Consider the following 16,730-nt stretch of genomic DNA (forward strand, 5'->3'; position numbering starts at 1 on the left):
GGTGCGGTTCGTTGCGCTCAGCGCGACAAACTGCACCCAAATCACAGCTCGGCGAGGATCGCCGCCACGAACTCGTCGACGTCGGCCTCGGTGGTGTCCCACGCCGTCATCCAGCGCACCTCGCCGCGTGAGCGGTCCCAGTCGTAAAACCGCACCCGCTGGCGGATACGGTCGGCCGCATCGGTCGACAGCGACGCGAAGATCGCGTTCGCCGGGCTCTCCTGGGTGAATACGAGCCCGGTCAGCGGTGCCTCGGCGATGTGGGCCTCGAGAGCAGAGCGCAGCCGCGCCGTCATGGCGTTCGCGTGCGCGGCGCTGCGCAGGCCGAGGTCGTTCTCGAAAAGCGTCAGCAGCTGCACCGAAGTGAAGCGCATTTTGCTGGCCAGCTGCATCGTCAGCTTCCGCAGATACTTCAGCCCGCTCGCACGGGCCGTATCGAGCACGACCACCGCCTCGGCGCCGAGCAGGCCGTTCTTGGTGCCGCCCAAGCTGAGGACGTCGACCCCCGCGTCCGTGGTGAACGCCCGAAACGGCACACCGAGCGCCGCTGCCGCATTCCACAGCCGCGCCCCGTCCATGTGCACCGCCATCCCGTTGGCGTGCGCGAAGTCCACCACCGCCCGAACCTCGTCCGGCGTGTACGCGGTCCCCATCTCGGTCGTCTGGGTGATGCTCACCGCAAGCGGCTGGGCCCGATGCTCGTCACCCCAACCCCAGGCCTCGCGGGCGACGAGTTCGGGGGTCAGCTTGCCGTCGGGTGTGGGCACCGTCAGCAGCTTGATCCCGGTCATGCGCTCGGGTGCGCCGGCTTCGTCGGTGTGGATGTGAGCGGTCGACGCGGTGACGACGGCGCCCCAGCGCGGCAGAACACTGGTCAGCGCAACCACATTCGCGCCGGTGCCGTTGAAGACCGGATAAATCTCGGCGCCCGCGCCGAAGTGCTCGCCGATCACCTCCTGCAACCGCGCGGTATACGCGTCCTGCCCATATGCGGGTTGGTGGCCGCCGTTGGCGGCGGCCAGCGCGGCGAGCACCTCCGGATGCACGCCGGCGTTGTTGTCGCTGGCGAAGCCTCGCCGATGGAGGTCGTGAAGTGTCCCGACGGTCACGCGCTCATCCTTCCATCGGGCGGTCGGGTGCGGCGGCCTCGATTTCGTCACGAATACATGTATGTGCTATGCATACTTAGTGGCGCCGTCACGATACGACCAACTCGACGACCTGCTGACCCGCATCGCGGTCGCGCGGCAGCGGCCGGGTTGGCGGGACCGTCTTCTCGACGGCGCAGGCCCCGTGACCACCGCGTCGACCCTGCGGGTGCTGCGCGCGGTCGATCAGTGCCAGCAGCTTTCCGGCGGCGCCTCCATCCGCGACATCGCCGATTTCCTTGCCGTCGACCACTCCACCGCGAGCCGGTCGGTGGCCGCCGTCGTCGCCGCAGGCCTGGTCGCCAAGACGTTCGCCGCCGACGATCAGCGCCGCTGCATGCTCGTGCTGACCGAAGCCGGGCACGAGGCCTCGCAGACGGTGACCGACCGCAGGCGCGAACTGGTCGCCGAGATGATCGAGGACTGGCCCGACGCCAGCGTCGACACCCTGGTCGATCTTCTCGACCGGTTGGCCGAACGGTTCGAAGGGGCGTCGGCCCGATGACCGCCGAAGCCACGGCCCCACCGCAGGAACGCGGTGCGCTCGGGTTGATGTTCGATCCGGTGTTCGGCGCGTTGTTCTGGGGAAAGATCTTCTCGGTCGTGGCGGTCTGGACGCACGGCATCGTCGCCGCGATCGTGATGTTCGACGCGACGCGATCGGCCCTCATGGTGGGGTTGGTCGGCGTCGTCCAGTTCGCGCCCCAGCTGATCCTCAGCCCCATGAGCGGCAAGTGGGCCGACACCGGCAACCCCGCGCGGCAGATCCTGCTCGGCCGGGTGTTGTGTGTGGCCGGTTCCGGATTCACGGCGGTGTGGTTGTTCGCCGACCCCGCAGGACACGACATCTCCGATGCCGTTCCCGTGCTCCTGGGCACGCTCCTGGTCGGGTTCGGCTTCGTGGTGGGCGGGCCCGCGATGCAGTCGATCGTGCCGAACCTCATCCGCGACGGTGAACTGTCGACGGCCATGGCGCTCAACAGCTTCCCCATGACCATCGGGCGCATCGTCGGCCCCGCGGCGGGCGCGTACATCGCCGCGCATCTAGGGGCCGGTGCCGCGTTCGCGGTCAGCGCGGTTCTGCATCTCGTGTTCGCGTTCTTCCTGCTCGCCGTGCGGTTCCCCGCACCGCCGATGCGGCTCGCCGACACCGATTACCGCGTGCGCGTGGCGCTGCGATACGTGTGGCGGGATCGCCCGCTGTTTCTGGCGCTGCTCGCGGTGACCACCGTCGGGCTGGCGTCCGACTCGTCGATCACGCTGACCCCTTCGTTGGCCGACGAACTGGGCGGCGGCGCCAGCCTGGTCGGAACGCTGTCCGCGGTGTTCGGCGTCGGCGCGGCGGTCGGCATGGCGACCTTGGCGTTGCTGCGCGGCCGAATCGCGTCGCAGAACGTGTCGGCGATCGGGCTGGCAGGGCTCGGGTTGGGGTGTGCGGTGCTCGCAGCCGCGCCGGTGACCGCGGTGGCCATCGCGGGGTTCGTCCTTGCCGGACTGGGTTTCGGTTGGGCGATGACCGGGCTGAGCACCGTCGTGCAGGAGCGGGCACCCGAACCGTTGCGGGGGCGCATCATGGCGCTCTGGCTGGTCGGCTTCCTCGGTTCGCGTCCCATCGCCGCGGCCGTGCTCGGCGGCGCGGCCGACGTGTTCAACGTGCAGGCGGCCTTCGCGGTGGCGATGGTGTTCTGCGCGACGGCCGCCCTGTGGTGCCGCCCGGCCAAACTGGCCGGCCCGCTGCCGTCACACGTTTAGCGTTGCGCTTCAGGCGCTTTCGGCGGCCTTGCGCGCCCGTTCCGTCATGGAGGCGACCACTCCACCGTCGTTGAGGATGTCGGTGCCGGTGAGGTAGCCCGCCTTGGGACTGACGCAGAACGCGAACAGCTCGGCCATCTCCTGCGGTGTGCCCCACCGCGGGACGGCGGCGTCGGTGACCATCGCGCCTGCGCCTGCCTGCTCCTCCAGCCTGCCCATCTCGGTGTCGACGGATCCCGGGGAGACCGAGACGATGCGCAGGCCCTTGCCGTTGAACCGTTCGGCCTGTGACGAGCTGTACCAGCGGACGAAACTCTTGCTGATCGCGTAGGCGATGCCCGAACGCCCTTCCGGCCCGGCGATGTCGCATGCGGCCAGCATGTCGGCCATGAACGCGGCCTGATCGGCCATCGCCTGCGGGAACTTGTCTTTGGGGATCATCTCCTCGGGCAGCATGTGCGCGGCCATGGATGCGACGTTCACGATCGCGGCGCCCTCGGAGGCCGCCTCGAAGAACACCTCGTTGACGTTGACCGTGCCAATCGCGTTGGTGCGCATCACATATTCGGCGTCACCCATGCTGGGGCTCACGCCCGCGGTGTGGACCACCGAGGCGATCGTTCCCACGCCGGTCGCCGTCTCAAAGAGCCGATCGACCGCCGCCCGCTCGGTGACATCACAGTGCACGGCAGTGACGGTGATGCCCGCGTCGGCCAACTCCGCGGCCGCGGTGTCGAGCCGGTCCTTCCTGACGTCGCACAGGACAAGGGCGTGGTCTTGCCCCAGGATGCGGGCCGTCGCCTGACCCATGCCCCCGGCGCCACCGGTGATGATCGACACTCGACTCATAGCGGGAACGCTATACCGAAAGCGCGACGGGATACCCGACGGGTGGGCGCGTCCGTTAGACGCCGACCGCGCGCTCCAGATCCTTCAGCGACGTCTCGAGGTGGCCGAGCAGCCGCTGAAGCGACGGCACGCTCCGCCGGTCGCCGACCAACCCGAAGTCGAGGTTGTCGGCGTTGTTGGCCAACGTGATGTTGAGCGCCTGCCCGTCGAGCGGAATCGAGAACGGGTAGTTGCCGTCGAGTCGGGCGCCGTTCCAGTACATCGGCTGCCTGGCGCCGGGCACGTTGGAGATCACGATGTTGAACGGCGGTGGCGAGGTGGAGACGAAGCCCGGCAGCAATCCGAGCGCCAGCCCGCCCACCAACAACGCCGACACCGCCAACTGCTGAACCCGCGGCAGCTCCGAGAAGACCTTCTTGTTGTCGCGCATCGACGTGGCGATCGCTTCGAGTCGCTGCACGGGATCCTCGAGATCAGTGGCGAGATTGCACAGGACCGCGCCCACCAAATTCCCGCCGCCATCGGCGTCCTTCTCGGTGCGCAGATTCACCGGGACCATCGCGACCAGCGGGGTGTCCGGCAGCGCGTTCTCGTCGGCGAGGTACTCCCGCAACGCCCCCGCGCACATGGCCAGCACGACGTCGTTGACGGTCACGCCCGCAGCGCCTTTGACCTTCTGGATGCGCTCCAACGCCCACGACTGGGCCGCGACCCGCCGCGCCCCGCCGATGCGCACGTTGAGCATGGTCTTCGGCGCGCGGAACGGAAGGGTGAGTTCCTGCTCGATGAGGGCGGCACGCGCCAACGACAACGTGGTCGGTGCGAGACCGGCGACCGAGCTCGCGGCCTCGCTCACCGTCTGCAGCAGTGACGGACCGGATTTCGAGCCCGACCTGCGCCGTGGCGGCAAGCTCCACGGTGCCTGCATCGACGTGTCACCCGGATCGGTGGAAAGCGTCCGCTGCACCAGCTTCATCGCCGATACGCCGTCGATCAGCGAGTGGTGGAATTTCGTGTAAACCGCGAAGCGTCCGTCGGCCAGCCCCTCGATCAGGTGCGCCTCCCACAACGGGCGGTGGCGGTCGAGCAGCGTGCCGTGAAATCTCGAGACCAGCTCGAGTAGCTCACGCACCCGGCCCGGCGCCGGGAGCGCCGAGCGGCGCAGATGGTATTCGAGATCGATGTCCTTGTCGGCGGACCACACCAGGTTGGTGAGCCCGCCGAAGAACGCCGGATGTTTGCGGAAGGTCGGCTGCACGTCGGTCTGCTCCACCAGGGTGTCGTAAAGCTCGCGCAGGAAGTCGGGGCCGGCCCCGTCCGGTGGCACGTACAGCGTCAGACCGCCGACATGCATTGGGTGTTCCCGGGATTCGCCGAGCAGAAAGATCAGGTCCGTGGGCGATATCGGTTGCATGCGGCCTCCGGCTTCGATGCTCGAGATTGCTCAAGCCTTGTGTGTACATCCCCCACGCGGTCGTTGCACAAACGTGTGGTGCGGCCGCGGACCGTCGTGGGGGGCGCTACTTCAGCTTTCCACTCCCGGTCGTAACGCGCGAGGTCATCCGACGGCGGACGACGAGGGTGGCGCGGAATGTCCTTCGGGCTCGATGTGCGTCATCAACCGGACGATCTCTTTGCGGTCGGCTTCCGACGGCATACCCATGTCCGGTGTGTAGCCGTACACCTCGTGCAGCGGCGTGGAATCGGTGCGGGTGTCGAGGATGTCGACGTCTTCGGTGCTGATCAATCCGGGATGTTCGACGCCGCACGCCTCGGCCACCTTGACCAGGTCGCGGCGCAGCGTCCTTACGTAGTTTGCGACCCGCTCGGCCTTGACGTCGGGCACCAGGCCACGGGCCAACCATGCGTTCTGGGTGGCGACTCCGGTCGGACATGTGTCGGTGTGGCATTTCAGCGCCTGGATGCACCCGATCGCGAGCATCGCCTCGCGCGCGACGTAGACCAGATCACAGCCGAGCGCGAAGCCGACGACGGCGTTGTCCGGCAGGCCGAGCTTGCCCGCGCCGATGAAGACGACATCCTCGTGCAGGCCCCGCTCGGCGAAGATCCGGTACGTCCGCGCGAAGCCGAGTTGGAAGGGCAGCGACACGGTGTCGGTGAAGATCAGCGGTGCCGCGCCGGTGCCACCCTCGCCGCCATCGATGGATATGAAGTCGACGCCGCGGCCGGTGTCTCGCATGAGATCGGCCAGATCGCACCAGAATTCGAGGTCACCGACGGCCGACTTGATTCCCACCGGCAGGCCCGTCTCGGCCGCGAGCAGCTCCACCCAGTCCAGAAGGCTGTCGACGTCGGAGAATTCTGCGTGCCGCGATGGGCTCACGCAGTCGCGACCCTCGGGGATTCCACGAGCGGCGGCGATCTCGGCGGAGACCTTCGGTGCGGGCAGCAACCCTCCCAGAGTCGGCTTGGCCCCTTGGCTGAGCTTGATCTCCAGTGCCCGTACCGGCGCACGCGCCACCACGTCTTTGAGCTTGGCCAGATCGAAGCGACCGTCGGCGTCCCGGCACCCGAAGTAGGCGGTGCCGATCTGGAAGATCAGTTCCCCGCCGTGGCGGTGGTAGCGCGAGATCCCGCCCTCGCCGGTGTTGTGGAGACAGTCGGCCAGTGCGGCCCCCTTGTTGAGCGCCTCGACGGCATTGGCCGACAGTGATCCGAAGCTCATCGCGGAGATGTTGACGACCGAGTTCGGCCGGAACGCGCCGGGTCGGCCGCGGGCCGCCCCGATCACCTTGGCGCACGGCACCTGTATCTCGCGGCTGGTGCCCGGTGACGACGGTGGGACGGTCTTGGCGAACGTGCGATGTTTGATCACCGGATAGCCGGACGTGTACTCCAGGTCGTTGTCGGTGCCGAAGCCGAAGTAGTTGTTCTGTTTCTTGGCCGACGCGTACACCCACCGTCGCTGGTCCCGGGTGAAGGGCCGTTCCTCGTCGTTGGCCGCGACGATGTACTGCCGCAACTCCGGGCCGATGGCTTCGAGTAAGTACCTCGCATGCCCGACGACGGGAAAGTTTCGCAGGAGTGCGTGCCTGCGCTGAAACAGATCACGCACGGCCACGGCGCCCAACGTCGAGGCGGCCGCGGCGGCGAGACCACGTACGGTGCGGCCCATGGGGTCAGGGTTTCCGGACAGCCACGGACCGAAACCCGCCCGTCACCGCGCGTGACGCAGGATCAGGAGTTCGCCGGTCAGCGTTCCGTTTTCGAGTAGCCGCCCGATGTCGCCGCTCTGCTCTTCGGCCAGCTGCCACGCCCGCTTGCGGCCGTGCCTTTCGGACAGCGTGGTCTCCACCTTCTCGGCGCGTTCGGTCCACACCGCTGGAATGTCGGGCAGATCGGCGGTGCACAGCCGTTCCTCCACGACGAAGGACGCTTGGCCGATGAGCTCGTCGAGACGCTCCGGTGTGGGGAAGTGATTGTCCGGAAGTCGATCGCCAGGGATTGCGCGATGCGCCACGAACGCCAGCAGCCCGACGCTCCCGCCGGGTCGCACCGTGCGGCGTAACTCGTTGAGAAGCGTGAGCTGATCCGGTGTGGTGCACAGGACGCCCAGCGACCACGCCGCGTCGAATCGCGAGTCGGCGATCGGCAGCGCAGAGCCGAGCCCACAGAGCACCGGGTGGTCAAACAACCTGCTCGCCGCCCGGCATGCCCCGGTTTCGGGCTCGACGAGCACCGGTCGCACCGAGCGCGCCTGCGCCGCGTACGCGGCCGGGCCGCCGACACCCGCGCCGCAGTCCAGCAGCGTGTCGCCCGCCGCCAGCCCCATCCGCTCGATCAGCCAATCCAGTGCGGCCGGGCTTCCGCTTCCCCGGCACGCCGCGGGGATGTGGTAATCCGGTCCCAGATCCGCGGCCACCTGCGCCGTCCACTCGGCGACCGTGTCGAACTCGGCCTCCATCGCCTCACTCACGCTGCCACCTCCTGGATGCGGCGTCCCACCTCGGCCTTGATCTCGGCGCCGACGCGGGCACCGGATGCCGACGCCAGCCCGGAGACGTTCACGCCTTCGACGCCGTCGATCGACAACAACGCTTCCGCCTCGGCGACCGCCGCCTCGATTCCCGCCGCCACCGGGTCTGCGGCGCCCAGGACGTATTCGGTCACCGACGGGTCGAGCTCGAGCCCGGGCAGCCCCTGCAGGACGGCCGCGGACACGCTGTCGGTGAACACCGCGACCGCCGCGATCACCGGGATGGACAGGCCCGCGGCGCGGGCGGACTGCATGAAGTCGGCGATCATGGCCGGGAACGGCACGTGGTTGAGCACCGCCAAACTGGCTCCGGCGCGCTGCTTTTCCACGAGACGGGTGGGCCGACCAGGTATCGGGGGCGCCGTCGGCGTCTCGGGTACCGCCGCGACCATGCCGATCGACGCCGCGAGCTCGACCAGGCGTGGCCCGTCCAGGTCGAAGGTCTGCGTCACGTCGGGGCGGACGTCGTAACCCCGCCCGTCGCCCGTCACGCACAGCGCGGTGTCGACGCCGATACTGAGCAACCCCCGCAGTTCCTGCTCGAGGACCACCCGGTTGCGGTCGCGGCACGACAGCGTGATCCACGGCGTCACGCCGGCGTCGAGTAGCAAGCTGCCCATCAGTGTGGGCGGGAAGTCCGGTTTGTTCTGATGCTCACCGACCAGAACGGCGTCACACGACGGTGCGAGAAGGCCGGCGGTTGCCGCGACGTCCCGCGCATCGAATGCGGCGTTGCTGAAGTCGGTGAGCACCAGGGGTGCTCTGACCGGCCGGGGTTCGCGTCGCGGCCCTGACCACGGCACCACGTCGGCGAATGTGCACGGACCCGGGCGCATCTCGCACTGGCCGTCGGGGCGCACACCACCACACGGACCGAACTCCATCCGTTTGGGACAGCCCAGCTCTGGTGGCGATGTCACGTGTCTCCCCTTCGACGCTGAGCTCAGATACCCATCGCGTGCCCGCGGCAATCGCCACGGTGGGGCGACCCGGTTTGAGGATCGGCAGGTCGGGGCATCAACCCGCCGTGCTGACCGCAGTGTGGTACGGCCTGGCCGCATCCAGCTCCCTCGTCATCGGCTCGCTGGTGGGAGCGAGATGGAGCCCGCCGAAACGGGTGACGGGTGTGCTGCTCGCCTTCGCGAGCGGGGCGCTGATCTCGGCATTGGCGTTCGAACTGTTCGAAGAGGCCTACCACATGGGCGGTGCGGTGCGTTCGGGCCTCGGCCTGCTCGCAGGTGCGGCCACGTTCGTCGCCGTCGACACCGCGTTGGACAGATACATCAGCGGGAAATCCGGGCCCGACACCCGGGAAGTCGCCACCTCGGGAGCGCGCGGCGGGGTCGGGTTCGCGTTGTTGGCCGCGGTGACGTTGGACGGTGTGCCGGAGAACCTCGCGCTCGGTGTCTCGCTCGTGGGCGGTGTGTCGCTGTCGCTGCTGGTGGCGATCTTCTTCTCGAACCTGCCGGAGTCCCTCGTCGGCGCGGTCGCGATGCGCGAGTCGGGAACCAGCGCCCGCGCCGTCGTTCTGACGTGGTCGCTGTGCGCGTTGTTGCTGGCCGTCGCCGTGGTGCTGGGTCGTACGGTCGCGTCGGGATTGGACGACACCCTGCTGGCGGTCGCGTTGTCCTTCGCAGGCGGCGCGGTCCTGGCGTCACTCGCCGACACCCTCATGCCGGAGGCGTTCGAACACGGCCGCCCGCTCAACGCGTTTGCAACCGCCGGCGGGTTCTTCCTGTCGTTCGTGCTCGCCGGCTGACGTGCCCCTCACACCGCCCGCAACCCGTACAGGTACGTGGTGAGGTACTCGTCGATGACTGGACGACGGATCTTCTGAGCCTCGGGCATCGTGATGAGCAATGCGTAGAGGCCGACCAGGAACGAGATTCCGTTCAGCATCACATCGACGTCGCCGGGAATCTCACCGCGGTCTTGTGCGCGGCGCAGTTCCTCGACGACGGCGACGATGACCGGATGTACGGTCCATTCCTCGGACGGGGCTCGAGTGGTGGAGAAGTGCAGGGCCAGAAAGTCTTTGAACAAGCGTGCGCCTAACCTGCGTTCGAGCGCCTCGAGCACGGTGACCGCTTTCGCCAGGGTCGCCCGCACATCGTGAGGCCGTCGGTAGTACCGCGCCAGCTCCGCGGCCATGCGCTCCTGTTCGCGTCGTTCCAACTCGAGGAGGACGTGTTCCTTGGTCGGGAAGTGGAAGAAAAAGGTGCCGTGAGCGACGCCGGCCGCCGAGACGATGGCACCGATGTCAGCAGCCGCGATACCCCCGCGCTTGAACTCGGCGATCGCTGCACCGAGCAGCCGCTCACGCGTCTGGAGCCCCTTCCTGCCGCGCTCGGTCTTCTCCGGTTTGAGCACTGACATCCGTTCCGTTCCCTTGGGCTCCGCTTGTGAAGACTCTACAAGCGCCGCCGGAAGTAAGCTGACTCAAATCAGATTTCAGGGTTCCAATCCGGATCGGGAACCGATACGGTCCTGCAAGAACAACGGCTGAAGAACAACGCTTTTGGCTGGCAACTCGCGACGGGCAGTGGTGTACCCCGCCTCATCCGAGCTGCAAAAAGTTGACTCGAGTCACGTGGAGGGTGCGGTGCAGATCCTCGAAGAGGTGCAGGACCTGCCGAAGGCGGGCAATATCAGAGCTCAGTGGGTGAGCCTGTGGACCGGGCCGGCGGTCGGGGCCGTACTGATGCTGGCGCTGCTGGCGTTTCCCGGTTTCTGGCCACCACTGTCACCGCTGCTGTCCGCCGACCAGGTGGCGACGTTCTACGCCGACAACACCGCGTGGATCCGCTTCAGCCAGGTCACGTTCAACCTGTGCGGGATCATGATCCTGCCGTTCTTCATGGTGATCGTCGTGCAGATGAAACGGATGAAGACGCAGAGCCACGTCTTCGCCTACTGCTATCTCACCGCGGTCGTCAGCGGCGCAACGATTTTCGCCTTGTCGAACATTTTCTTCCTGGTCGCGGCGTTCCGCCCCGACCGCAACCCCGATGTCGTACTGGTGCTCAACGATCTCGCATGGATTGTGTTCATCGCCCCGGTCGGCATGGTCGTCACGCAGTTCGTGCTGCTGGCCGTAGCCGTCTACTTCGACGACGGGCCCGACCCCGTCTTTCCACGCTGGGTCGGGCATTACTCATTGGCGACCGGCGTAGCGATGGTGCCCGCGGCCGGTGCGGCCGTGTTCCACACCGGCCCACTGGCCTGGGACGGGCTGCTGTCCTTCTGGGTTCGCAACGGGGCCTTCGCGTTGTTCGTCGTCGTGATGTTCTTCGTACTGCGTCGTGCAGTGCTCAGACAAGCGCACGACGAAGGTGTCGCGCGGTGAGCACGCTGCTCACGCGCCGGTTCACCCAGGAATCCGATGGACCTCCCGGCGGGAAACCCGATGTGCGGCTGGTCTGTTGGTTCTTCCCGGCCTGGTATGCGGTCTTCGGCGTCATCATCTGCGTACTGGCCAGGGTGACGCCGCCGCCGCGTCCCGACGTCACCGCCGCCGACAAGGTCGCGTTCTTCGCCGAGAACGGTCTGACAATCCGGGTCGGCTTCTGCGTACTGCTGATCCTGCTCGGCGGGGCGGCCGTCACCAACGGCCTGGTGGCGTACTTCATCCTGCGCATGTCCGTCGGCTCCGTGTTCGCGTACGGCTACATCGGCGGCATGGGTGTCGGGGCACTACCGGGGTTTCTTCTCGTCGCGGTGTGCTTTCTCACCGCCACCTTCCGAGTCGACCGCGACCCGGAGCTCGTCAGCATGCTCTACGACCTGGGCATGTTGTCCTACAACGGCTCGCTGGGGTGTTTCTCTGCGGCCTACCTGGTGTTCGCGCTGGCGATCCTCTACGACAAGCACGACATCTTCCCGAAATGGTTTGCCTACGTGACCATCTGGCAGATCGTCACCGAGGTCATCGCCACCCAGATGTTCGTGGCCTACTCGGGTCCGTTCGCCTGGAACGGTTCACTAGCGTTCTGGTGGTCGGTCGTCGTCTTCAGTCTCTGGCTGGGGGCGCTGATCGTCCTGCTCAAGCGGGCCACCAACCGCGAGCCGGTCGACGCTCCTGCCCTGGATTGAGGATTGCACTGTGACACAGTCTGATTCGAGGGAGCTGACAACTCCGGCCGGCGACGCGCCGACGACCACCGCGCCCCCGTCAGCCGGCCATCTGTCCGGAGACATTCACATGTGGGTGATGGTGCTCGGCGACCTGGTCATCTTCGCGGGATACTTCGTCATCTTCATGGTCTACCGAGCCATGAACCCCGACGAGTTTCTCGCCGCCCAGCAGCACCTCGACATCAACATCGGGGTGCTCAACACCGTGATCCTGTTGACCAGTTCGTGGTTCATCGCCCGAAGCGTGCTGGCCGCCCGAGGCGGTTCCCACCGCCGGGCGATCAGGTTGGTCTACGCGGGCGGCTTCTGCGGTCTGCTGTTCATCGGTTTCAAGGGCTACGAATGGGCCAGCAAGATCGCGGCGGGCCACACCAACTCCGAGATGTTCTATTCCTTTTACTACGTGCTGACCGGTGTGCACCTGGTGCATGTGCTGATCGGCCTGATCGTGCTCGGGGTCATCGTGCGCGAACTGAACAACCCCGGCAGGCGCAGGACGTCGATGGTCGAGTCGGGCGCCGTCTACTGGCACATGGTCGACCTGCTCTGGGTGATCATCTTCGGACTGCTCTACGTGATGAGGTGACGGTGACCAGCACATCGAAGACTCGACGCCACCACACCGCCACCAGCACCATGGCGTGGACCTGGGTGGTCCTCACCGCGATCACGGTCGGCGCATGGTGGCTGGCGCCGGCCCACTTCACCGACACCGTGTACGCCAGCACCTCGATCACCGCGCTGGTCCTGGCACTCACCTTCGTCAAGGCACGGTTGATCATTCGCAACTTCATGGAGGTCAAGACCGGACCGCGCTGGCTCAAACGGTCCACCGACGCCTGGCTGGGCCTGCTTCTGGTGACGGTGTTCGTGATCTACCTCATCTGACTTGGAGCCTTTGCGCACCGGGTACGTTCGTTGTGGTGGATGACGCAGAGGACCAGAAAGCCGACGACATCGCCCTCACCGGGGTCTCGGAGACCGCGCTGCTGACGCTGAACGGAAGGGCGCACCAGGCCCGTCATCCGAACGCGATCATCGACGATCCGATGGCGATCCGCCTCGTCGACGCGATCGACTTCGACTTCGACAAGTTCGGCCGCAAAGGCCAGGAGATGGGCCTGCGCTCGCTGGCGTTCGACCGGGCGGCGAGCCACTACCTCTCGGAGCATCCGCGCGCCACCGTCGTCGCGCTGGCCGAGGGCCTGCAGACCAGCTTCTGGCGTCTGAACACCCTCCTGCCGCACGCCGAATTTCGTTGGCTGACAGTCGATTTACCACCGGTCATCGACTTGCGCGAGCACCTGCTACCCGCATCGCCGCGGATCACCACGCTGGCGCAGTCGGCGCTCGACTACTCGTGGATGGACAAGGTCGACGACAGCAACGGCGTCTTCATCACCGCGGAGGGGTTGCTGATGTACCTGCAACCCGACGAGGCCATGGGGCTGATCGCCGCGTGTGCGGCCCGCTTCCCGGGCGGCCAGATGGTCTTCGACCTTCCGCCGGTCCTGGTGAAGAAGCTCGCCCCGAAGGGGATGCGGTCATCGCGCCGGTACCGCGTTCCGCCGATGCCCTTCAGCCTGTCGGCGGCGCAGTTGGCCGCGCTCCCGGACACCATCCCGGGGATCCGCGCCGTGCACGATCTGCCGATGCCGTCGGGGCGGGGCTGGTTCTTCGAGAAGGCGTTTCCGGCCTTCTGGCGGTTCAAGCCGACCCGTAACTTCCGTGGCGCGTACACCTTGCTCGAGTTCGGCTGACCGCGATCTCGCGCTGCCGAACAATCTCTTGACGTCGAAAACGGCCTCTGACGTGTGGTTCAGCGCATTTTCGATGTGATTTGATTGTTACCGAGGTTTGTCACTTTCGTCACTCGGGTAACTTTGATAACAGACCGGTCACATGGCCGGCGATCACACCGAAGAAAGAGACGAATGGGAATCCACCATGAACACCGTCCTGTACTTCAGCACCAGCGGCACCGTTTATGAGACCCGCGCGTACACCACCGCGGATATCGACCAGCTCGTAGAGGATCAGGGGCTGCAATCCCTGACCAGCGCCGACCGGCAGTTCGACTTCTGGTTCAGCCCTTCGACGCAGCGCTGCCAGCGGCGCCCCAACCGGAAAGCGACCGAGCTGCTGCTGGCGACCAGCACGTTCACCGCAAAGACCGTTCCCCTGCTGCGGGGGGGCGTCGTCGTGGCCACCCATGACGAGGACGGCGAGCTCGACGGGCTCAGCTGGCAGCAACTCGACCTCCTGGTTCACCGCAGGCGCGCGCTGACGAAGCGCGACGAGCGAGCGCTGCTCAGGCGGATCGCGCGCGAGGAGCGCAAGCAGCAACCGAAAGTCCCCAACCTGGCGCCCGTCTCCGTCGGTTGCGCCAGGCCGCGCTCGGCCGTGCACTGACCCGTCGGGCTCAGCCGCTCCGCTGCGGAGACGCGTACCCCCACAACCAGTCGGTGTACTTGTGATCCGATGCGTCGCGGGTCCGAAACAACTCGTTGCGGACGATGCGGCCGACCCCGTCGAGATGCCACAGCTCACCCCACATCCGGCACGTCTCGACGATCCTGTTGCAGCGCGGTACCCGTTCGGTGTTGACGCTTTTGAGGATCTGTGGCCAAGCCGCATTTCCCCCGCCCGATGCGAAGTCGGCGGCGGCGAAGTCCGCGATGCACTTGGCGTCCTCGATCGCCATCACCGCACCAGACGCGAGGTACTGCAGCGGTGGATGCGCGGCATCGCCGAGCAACATCATCCGGCCGTTTACCCAGTTCTCGATCGGATCGCGGTCGTACATCGGCCACCACCGGTCGGTCCACATGTATTCGAGTCGGCTGCGCACCTTCTCGTGGCAGTGCGCATAGGCGGGGACGAGTTCGACTGGGCCACCCCAGTTCTCGACGCCTTTGAAAAAGCCCGGCGACTTGAAGACGGCCACTTGGTTGAGCATCGTGCCTCGACGAAGTGGGTATTGGATGAAGTGGCAGTCCGGTCCGATGTATCCGATGACGTCCTCGATGTCCTCGTCGAGTCCGGCATCCTCGTACGGGATCGCGCCCCGGTATGCCGCGTATCCGGACGACACCGGCTCGTCGTCGACGATCTTGCGGCGCAGCCGGGACTTGATGCCGTCGAGCGCCAGCGCGACATCGGCCTCATGCGTGCGACCGTCGTCGGTCATGACGTACGCCCGGTCGACCTCGGTCACCACGTCGGTCACTGTGATCCCGGTGTGCAGGTCGGCACCGGCGGCCGTCGCCGCGCGAATCAGGCTGGCGTGCAGATCGCTTCGATGGGTGACGAAATACGGGCCGCCATACCGGGCCCGGAATTCGTCGCCGAGCTCGAGCCGCGTGAGCTCCTCGGCGGTGACCGCATCGCGGAACACGATGTTGCGCGGCAACACACCGTCGGCCAGCACCTCGTCGAGAAGACCCCACGATGCCAGGATCCTCGCACCGTGCGGCCCGACCTGCAGGCCGGCGCCCACCTCGCCGAATTCGCGGGCCCGCTCGAACAGCGTGACCTGCGCGCCTTGCCGCGCGAGCGCGAGCGCGGTTGCGGCACCGCCGATTCCACCGCCGGCGATGACGACATGGGTTCCGTCGAGCTTGGACATGGGTTCTCCTCAACTCCTCGTGTGGTTTCGAGTGGCGATCAACAGCAGCGCCGCGACCAGCGCGCTCGCGCCGAACAGGATGAAGTTCGAACCCGCACCCAGCCCGGCGGCCAGCAGCCAACCCCCGAGCTGCGGCGCGGCGACGGCGCCGACCCGACCGACGCCCAACGTCCAACCGAGCGCGGTGCCGCGTAGTTGATCCGGGTAGTGGGAGGCGACGGCGGCGATGATCAGGCACTGTGTGCCGTGAGTTCCGACCCCGGCCAGCACGAAGATCGCATACATCGCGGGCAGGGGCGGCCCGGCGAGAAGCCCCAGCAACGCCACACCCGCCAAGAGGGCCGCCGCGATACTCGTGGGCATCGTGCCGAACCGCACACCGCCCCAGGCGGTGATGAACGATCCCGCGACCGCGCCGAGATTAAGGGCGAGCGCGAACGTCAGCGCGCCGCCCAGTTGCGTGCCTCCGCTGGCCATCAGCTTCGGCAGCCAGGTGCCCAACCCGTACCACGCCAACAGTGTGGCGACGGTGGCCAAGGCGAACAGCACGCTGATCGTGCGGAACTGTGGGCCGAGCACCGCGCCGAAACCCTGCCCTCGGTTGTGTGCCGGATGCCCGAGCGGGCGGTCGGGCAGCGTCTTGGCCGCGACCGGCACCAGCACGACAAGGGGCAGCAGCGCGAAGGCGAACATCGGCTCCCAGCCCCAGTTGGGAATCACGGGTATCCCGACCACCGCGGCGACCGACCCGCCGATCGGAACGCCCGACATCATCATCGTGGCGATCGCGGCGCGCCATTTCGGCGCCGTCAGGTCGGCTGCGAGGGCGTTGGCCGTGGGGACCAGACCTCCGAGGCCGAGGCCCGCGATCAGGCGCAGGACCCCGAAGGTCACCGGCCCGGGAGCCAGCGCGCACAGCGCGGTGAAGACTGAAAGCACCACCGCGCAACCGATTACGGCGCGCTTGTGGCCGATTGCGTCGGAGACCCGACCGGCCAGCACAGCGCCGATCATCATGCCGAGGAACGCCAAGCTGCCGAGCGTGCCCGCCGCCGCGGCGCTGATACCCCAGTCGGCCTGCAGGCTGGGGATCACGTTGCCGTAGACGATCAGGTCGTAGCCGTCGAACACGACGAACAGCCAGCACACCGCGACTGCGATGACCGAGGTGCGGTTCAGCCGAACCACCGGTGTCGGTGCGGTGCCGATAACAGCCATGCGT

General features: G+C 67.1%; 18 protein-coding genes. 9 read left to right on the plus strand and 9 right to left on the minus strand.

Annotation, left to right across the window (positions count from 1 at the left end):
* Positions 1 to 41 precede the first annotated feature (41 nt).
* The gene (locus AU192_RS11475) at positions 42 to 1,109 is read right to left on the minus strand and encodes a threonine aldolase family protein (RefSeq protein WP_064396165.1); all 1,068 of its coding nucleotides are present in this window, start codon (positions 1,107 to 1,109) and stop codon (positions 42 to 44) included.
* Positions 1,110 to 1,170: 61 nt separating this feature from the next.
* Between AU192_RS11475 and AU192_RS11480 the strand changes: the two genes are divergently transcribed.
* Both AU192_RS11480 and AU192_RS11485 read left to right on the plus strand, forming a co-directional pair.
* Positions 1,171 to 1,653, plus strand: a complete 483-nt coding sequence (locus AU192_RS11480) for a MarR family winged helix-turn-helix transcriptional regulator (RefSeq protein ID WP_064396167.1) — start codon at positions 1,171 to 1,173, stop codon at positions 1,651 to 1,653.
* Positions 1,650 to 2,900 carry an MFS transporter gene (locus AU192_RS11485; RefSeq protein ID WP_064396168.1) on the plus strand — a complete coding sequence of 417 codons (1,251 nt, stop codon included), beginning with the start codon at positions 1,650 to 1,652 and terminating at the stop codon, positions 2,898 to 2,900. The genes AU192_RS11480 and AU192_RS11485 overlap by 4 nt, the downstream gene beginning before the upstream one ends.
* A 9-nt stretch (positions 2,901 to 2,909) precedes the next feature.
* On the opposite strand, the gene AU192_RS11490 is transcribed toward AU192_RS11485, so the two are convergent.
* The 5 genes from AU192_RS11490 to AU192_RS11510 form a co-directional block, all read right to left on the minus strand.
* The gene (locus AU192_RS11490; RefSeq protein WP_064396170.1) at positions 2,910 to 3,749 is read right to left on the minus strand and encodes an SDR family oxidoreductase; all 840 of its coding nucleotides are present in this window, start codon (positions 3,747 to 3,749) and stop codon (positions 2,910 to 2,912) included.
* A 55-nt stretch (positions 3,750 to 3,804) separates the two neighbouring features.
* Complete coding sequence (locus tag AU192_RS11495) at positions 3,805 to 5,163, minus strand: WS/DGAT/MGAT family O-acyltransferase (RefSeq protein WP_064396172.1); 1,359 nt, start codon at positions 5,161 to 5,163, stop codon at positions 3,805 to 3,807.
* Between the two features lie 144 nt (positions 5,164 to 5,307).
* Positions 5,308 to 6,885: an FMN-binding glutamate synthase family protein gene (locus tag AU192_RS11500; protein ID WP_064396174.1), complete on the minus strand. Its 1,578-nt coding sequence runs from the start codon at positions 6,883 to 6,885 to the stop codon at positions 5,308 to 5,310.
* 42 nt (positions 6,886 to 6,927) lie between these two features.
* On the minus strand, positions 6,928 to 7,686 hold the full coding sequence (locus AU192_RS11505; protein ID WP_242656942.1) for a class I SAM-dependent methyltransferase: 759 nt from the start codon (positions 7,684 to 7,686) through the stop codon (positions 6,928 to 6,930).
* The gene (locus AU192_RS11510) at positions 7,683 to 8,630 is read right to left on the minus strand and encodes a methylenetetrahydrofolate reductase (RefSeq protein ID WP_064396176.1); all 948 of its coding nucleotides are present in this window, start codon (positions 8,628 to 8,630) and stop codon (positions 7,683 to 7,685) included. Before AU192_RS11510 ends, AU192_RS11505 begins: the two co-directional genes overlap by 4 nt.
* Positions 8,631 to 8,773: 143 nt before the next feature.
* Here AU192_RS11510 and AU192_RS11515 point away from each other — a divergent pair, with 143 nt between their 5' ends.
* Positions 8,774 to 9,505 (plus strand): ZIP family metal transporter, encoded by a 732-nt coding sequence (locus AU192_RS11515; RefSeq protein ID WP_064396235.1) that lies wholly within the window; start codon positions 8,774 to 8,776, stop codon positions 9,503 to 9,505.
* Positions 9,506 to 9,513: 8 nt separating this feature from the next.
* On the opposite strand, the gene AU192_RS11520 is transcribed toward AU192_RS11515, so the two are convergent.
* Positions 9,514 to 10,122, minus strand: a complete 609-nt coding sequence (locus tag AU192_RS11520) for a TetR/AcrR family transcriptional regulator (protein WP_094288275.1) — start codon at positions 10,120 to 10,122, stop codon at positions 9,514 to 9,516.
* A gap of 226 nt (positions 10,123 to 10,348) precedes the next feature.
* Here AU192_RS11520 and AU192_RS11525 point away from each other — a divergent pair, with 226 nt between their 5' ends.
* From AU192_RS11525 to AU192_RS11550, 6 genes are all read left to right on the plus strand, one after another.
* Positions 10,349 to 11,092, plus strand: a complete 744-nt coding sequence (locus AU192_RS11525; RefSeq protein WP_064396239.1) for a hypothetical protein — start codon at positions 10,349 to 10,351, stop codon at positions 11,090 to 11,092.
* A complete protein-coding gene (locus AU192_RS11530; protein WP_064396179.1) occupies positions 11,089 to 11,838 on the plus strand; it encodes a hypothetical protein in 750 nt (249 codons plus the stop codon). The genes AU192_RS11525 and AU192_RS11530 overlap by 4 nt, the downstream gene beginning before the upstream one ends.
* A 109-nt stretch (positions 11,839 to 11,947) precedes the next feature.
* Complete coding sequence (locus AU192_RS11535) at positions 11,948 to 12,466, plus strand: cytochrome c oxidase subunit 3 (RefSeq protein WP_082693633.1); 519 nt, start codon at positions 11,948 to 11,950, stop codon at positions 12,464 to 12,466.
* 50 nt (positions 12,467 to 12,516) lie between these two features.
* On the plus strand, positions 12,517 to 12,768 hold the full coding sequence (locus AU192_RS11540) for a cytochrome C oxidase subunit IV family protein (protein ID WP_064396243.1): 252 nt from the start codon (positions 12,517 to 12,519) through the stop codon (positions 12,766 to 12,768).
* A 32-nt stretch (positions 12,769 to 12,800) separates the two neighbouring features.
* Entirely contained in the window at positions 12,801 to 13,640 is an 840-nt protein-coding gene (locus AU192_RS11545; RefSeq protein WP_082694205.1) for a class I SAM-dependent methyltransferase, read from the plus strand.
* Between the two features lie 187 nt (positions 13,641 to 13,827).
* The gene (locus AU192_RS11550; protein ID WP_064396246.1) at positions 13,828 to 14,292 is read left to right on the plus strand and encodes a hypothetical protein; all 465 of its coding nucleotides are present in this window, start codon (positions 13,828 to 13,830) and stop codon (positions 14,290 to 14,292) included.
* Between the two features lie 10 nt (positions 14,293 to 14,302).
* Here AU192_RS11550 and AU192_RS11555 read toward each other — a convergent pair whose 3' ends face one another.
* Both AU192_RS11555 and AU192_RS11560 read right to left on the minus strand, forming a co-directional pair.
* On the minus strand, positions 14,303 to 15,508 hold the full coding sequence (locus tag AU192_RS11555; protein WP_064396180.1) for an FAD-dependent oxidoreductase: 1,206 nt from the start codon (positions 15,506 to 15,508) through the stop codon (positions 14,303 to 14,305).
* A 9-nt stretch (positions 15,509 to 15,517) separates the two neighbouring features.
* Positions 15,518 to 16,726 carry an MFS transporter gene (locus AU192_RS11560; protein WP_064396182.1) on the minus strand — a complete coding sequence of 403 codons (1,209 nt, stop codon included), beginning with the start codon at positions 16,724 to 16,726 and terminating at the stop codon, positions 15,518 to 15,520.
* Positions 16,727 to 16,730: the final 4 nt, after the last annotated feature.

It is taken from the genome of Mycobacterium lehmannii, assembly GCF_001499925.1.
Lineage (GTDB): Bacteria > Actinomycetota > Actinomycetes > Mycobacteriales > Mycobacteriaceae > Mycobacterium > Mycobacterium lehmannii.

What these genes read in the sequence shown, in the direction of transcription:
- AU192_RS11520 (WP_094288275.1), bottom strand. Translation starts at nt 10,122, where the DNA reads ATGTCAGTGCTCAAACCGGAGAAGACCGAGCGCGGCAGGAAGGGGCTC.
- AU192_RS11485 (WP_064396168.1), top strand. Translation starts at nt 1,650, where the DNA reads ATGACCGCCGAAGCCACGGCCCCACCGCAGGAACGCGGTGCGCTCGGG.
- AU192_RS11555 (WP_064396180.1), bottom strand. Translation starts at nt 15,508, where the DNA reads ATGTCCAAGCTCGACGGAACCCATGTCGTCATCGCCGGCGGTGGAATC.
- AU192_RS11495 (WP_064396172.1), bottom strand. Translation starts at nt 5,163, where the DNA reads ATGCAACCGATATCGCCCACGGACCTGATCTTTCTGCTCGGCGAATCC.
- AU192_RS11550 (WP_064396246.1), top strand. Translation starts at nt 13,828, where the DNA reads ATGAACACCGTCCTGTACTTCAGCACCAGCGGCACCGTTTATGAGACC.
- AU192_RS11560 (WP_064396182.1), bottom strand. Translation starts at nt 16,726, where the DNA reads ATGGCTGTTATCGGCACCGCACCGACACCGGTGGTTCGGCTGAACCGC.
- AU192_RS11490 (WP_064396170.1), bottom strand. Translation starts at nt 3,749, where the DNA reads ATGAGTCGAGTGTCGATCATCACCGGTGGCGCCGGGGGCATGGGTCAG.
- AU192_RS11480 (WP_064396167.1), top strand. Translation starts at nt 1,171, where the DNA reads ATGTGCTATGCATACTTAGTGGCGCCGTCACGATACGACCAACTCGAC.
- AU192_RS11535 (WP_082693633.1), top strand. Translation starts at nt 11,948, where the DNA reads ATGTGGGTGATGGTGCTCGGCGACCTGGTCATCTTCGCGGGATACTTC.
- AU192_RS11500 (WP_064396174.1), bottom strand. Translation starts at nt 6,885, where the DNA reads ATGGGCCGCACCGTACGTGGTCTCGCCGCCGCGGCCGCCTCGACGTTG.
- AU192_RS11540 (WP_064396243.1), top strand. Translation starts at nt 12,517, where the DNA reads ATGGCGTGGACCTGGGTGGTCCTCACCGCGATCACGGTCGGCGCATGG.
- AU192_RS11510 (WP_064396176.1), bottom strand. Translation starts at nt 8,630, where the DNA reads ATGGAGTTCGGTCCGTGTGGTGGTGTGCGCCCCGACGGCCAGTGCGAG.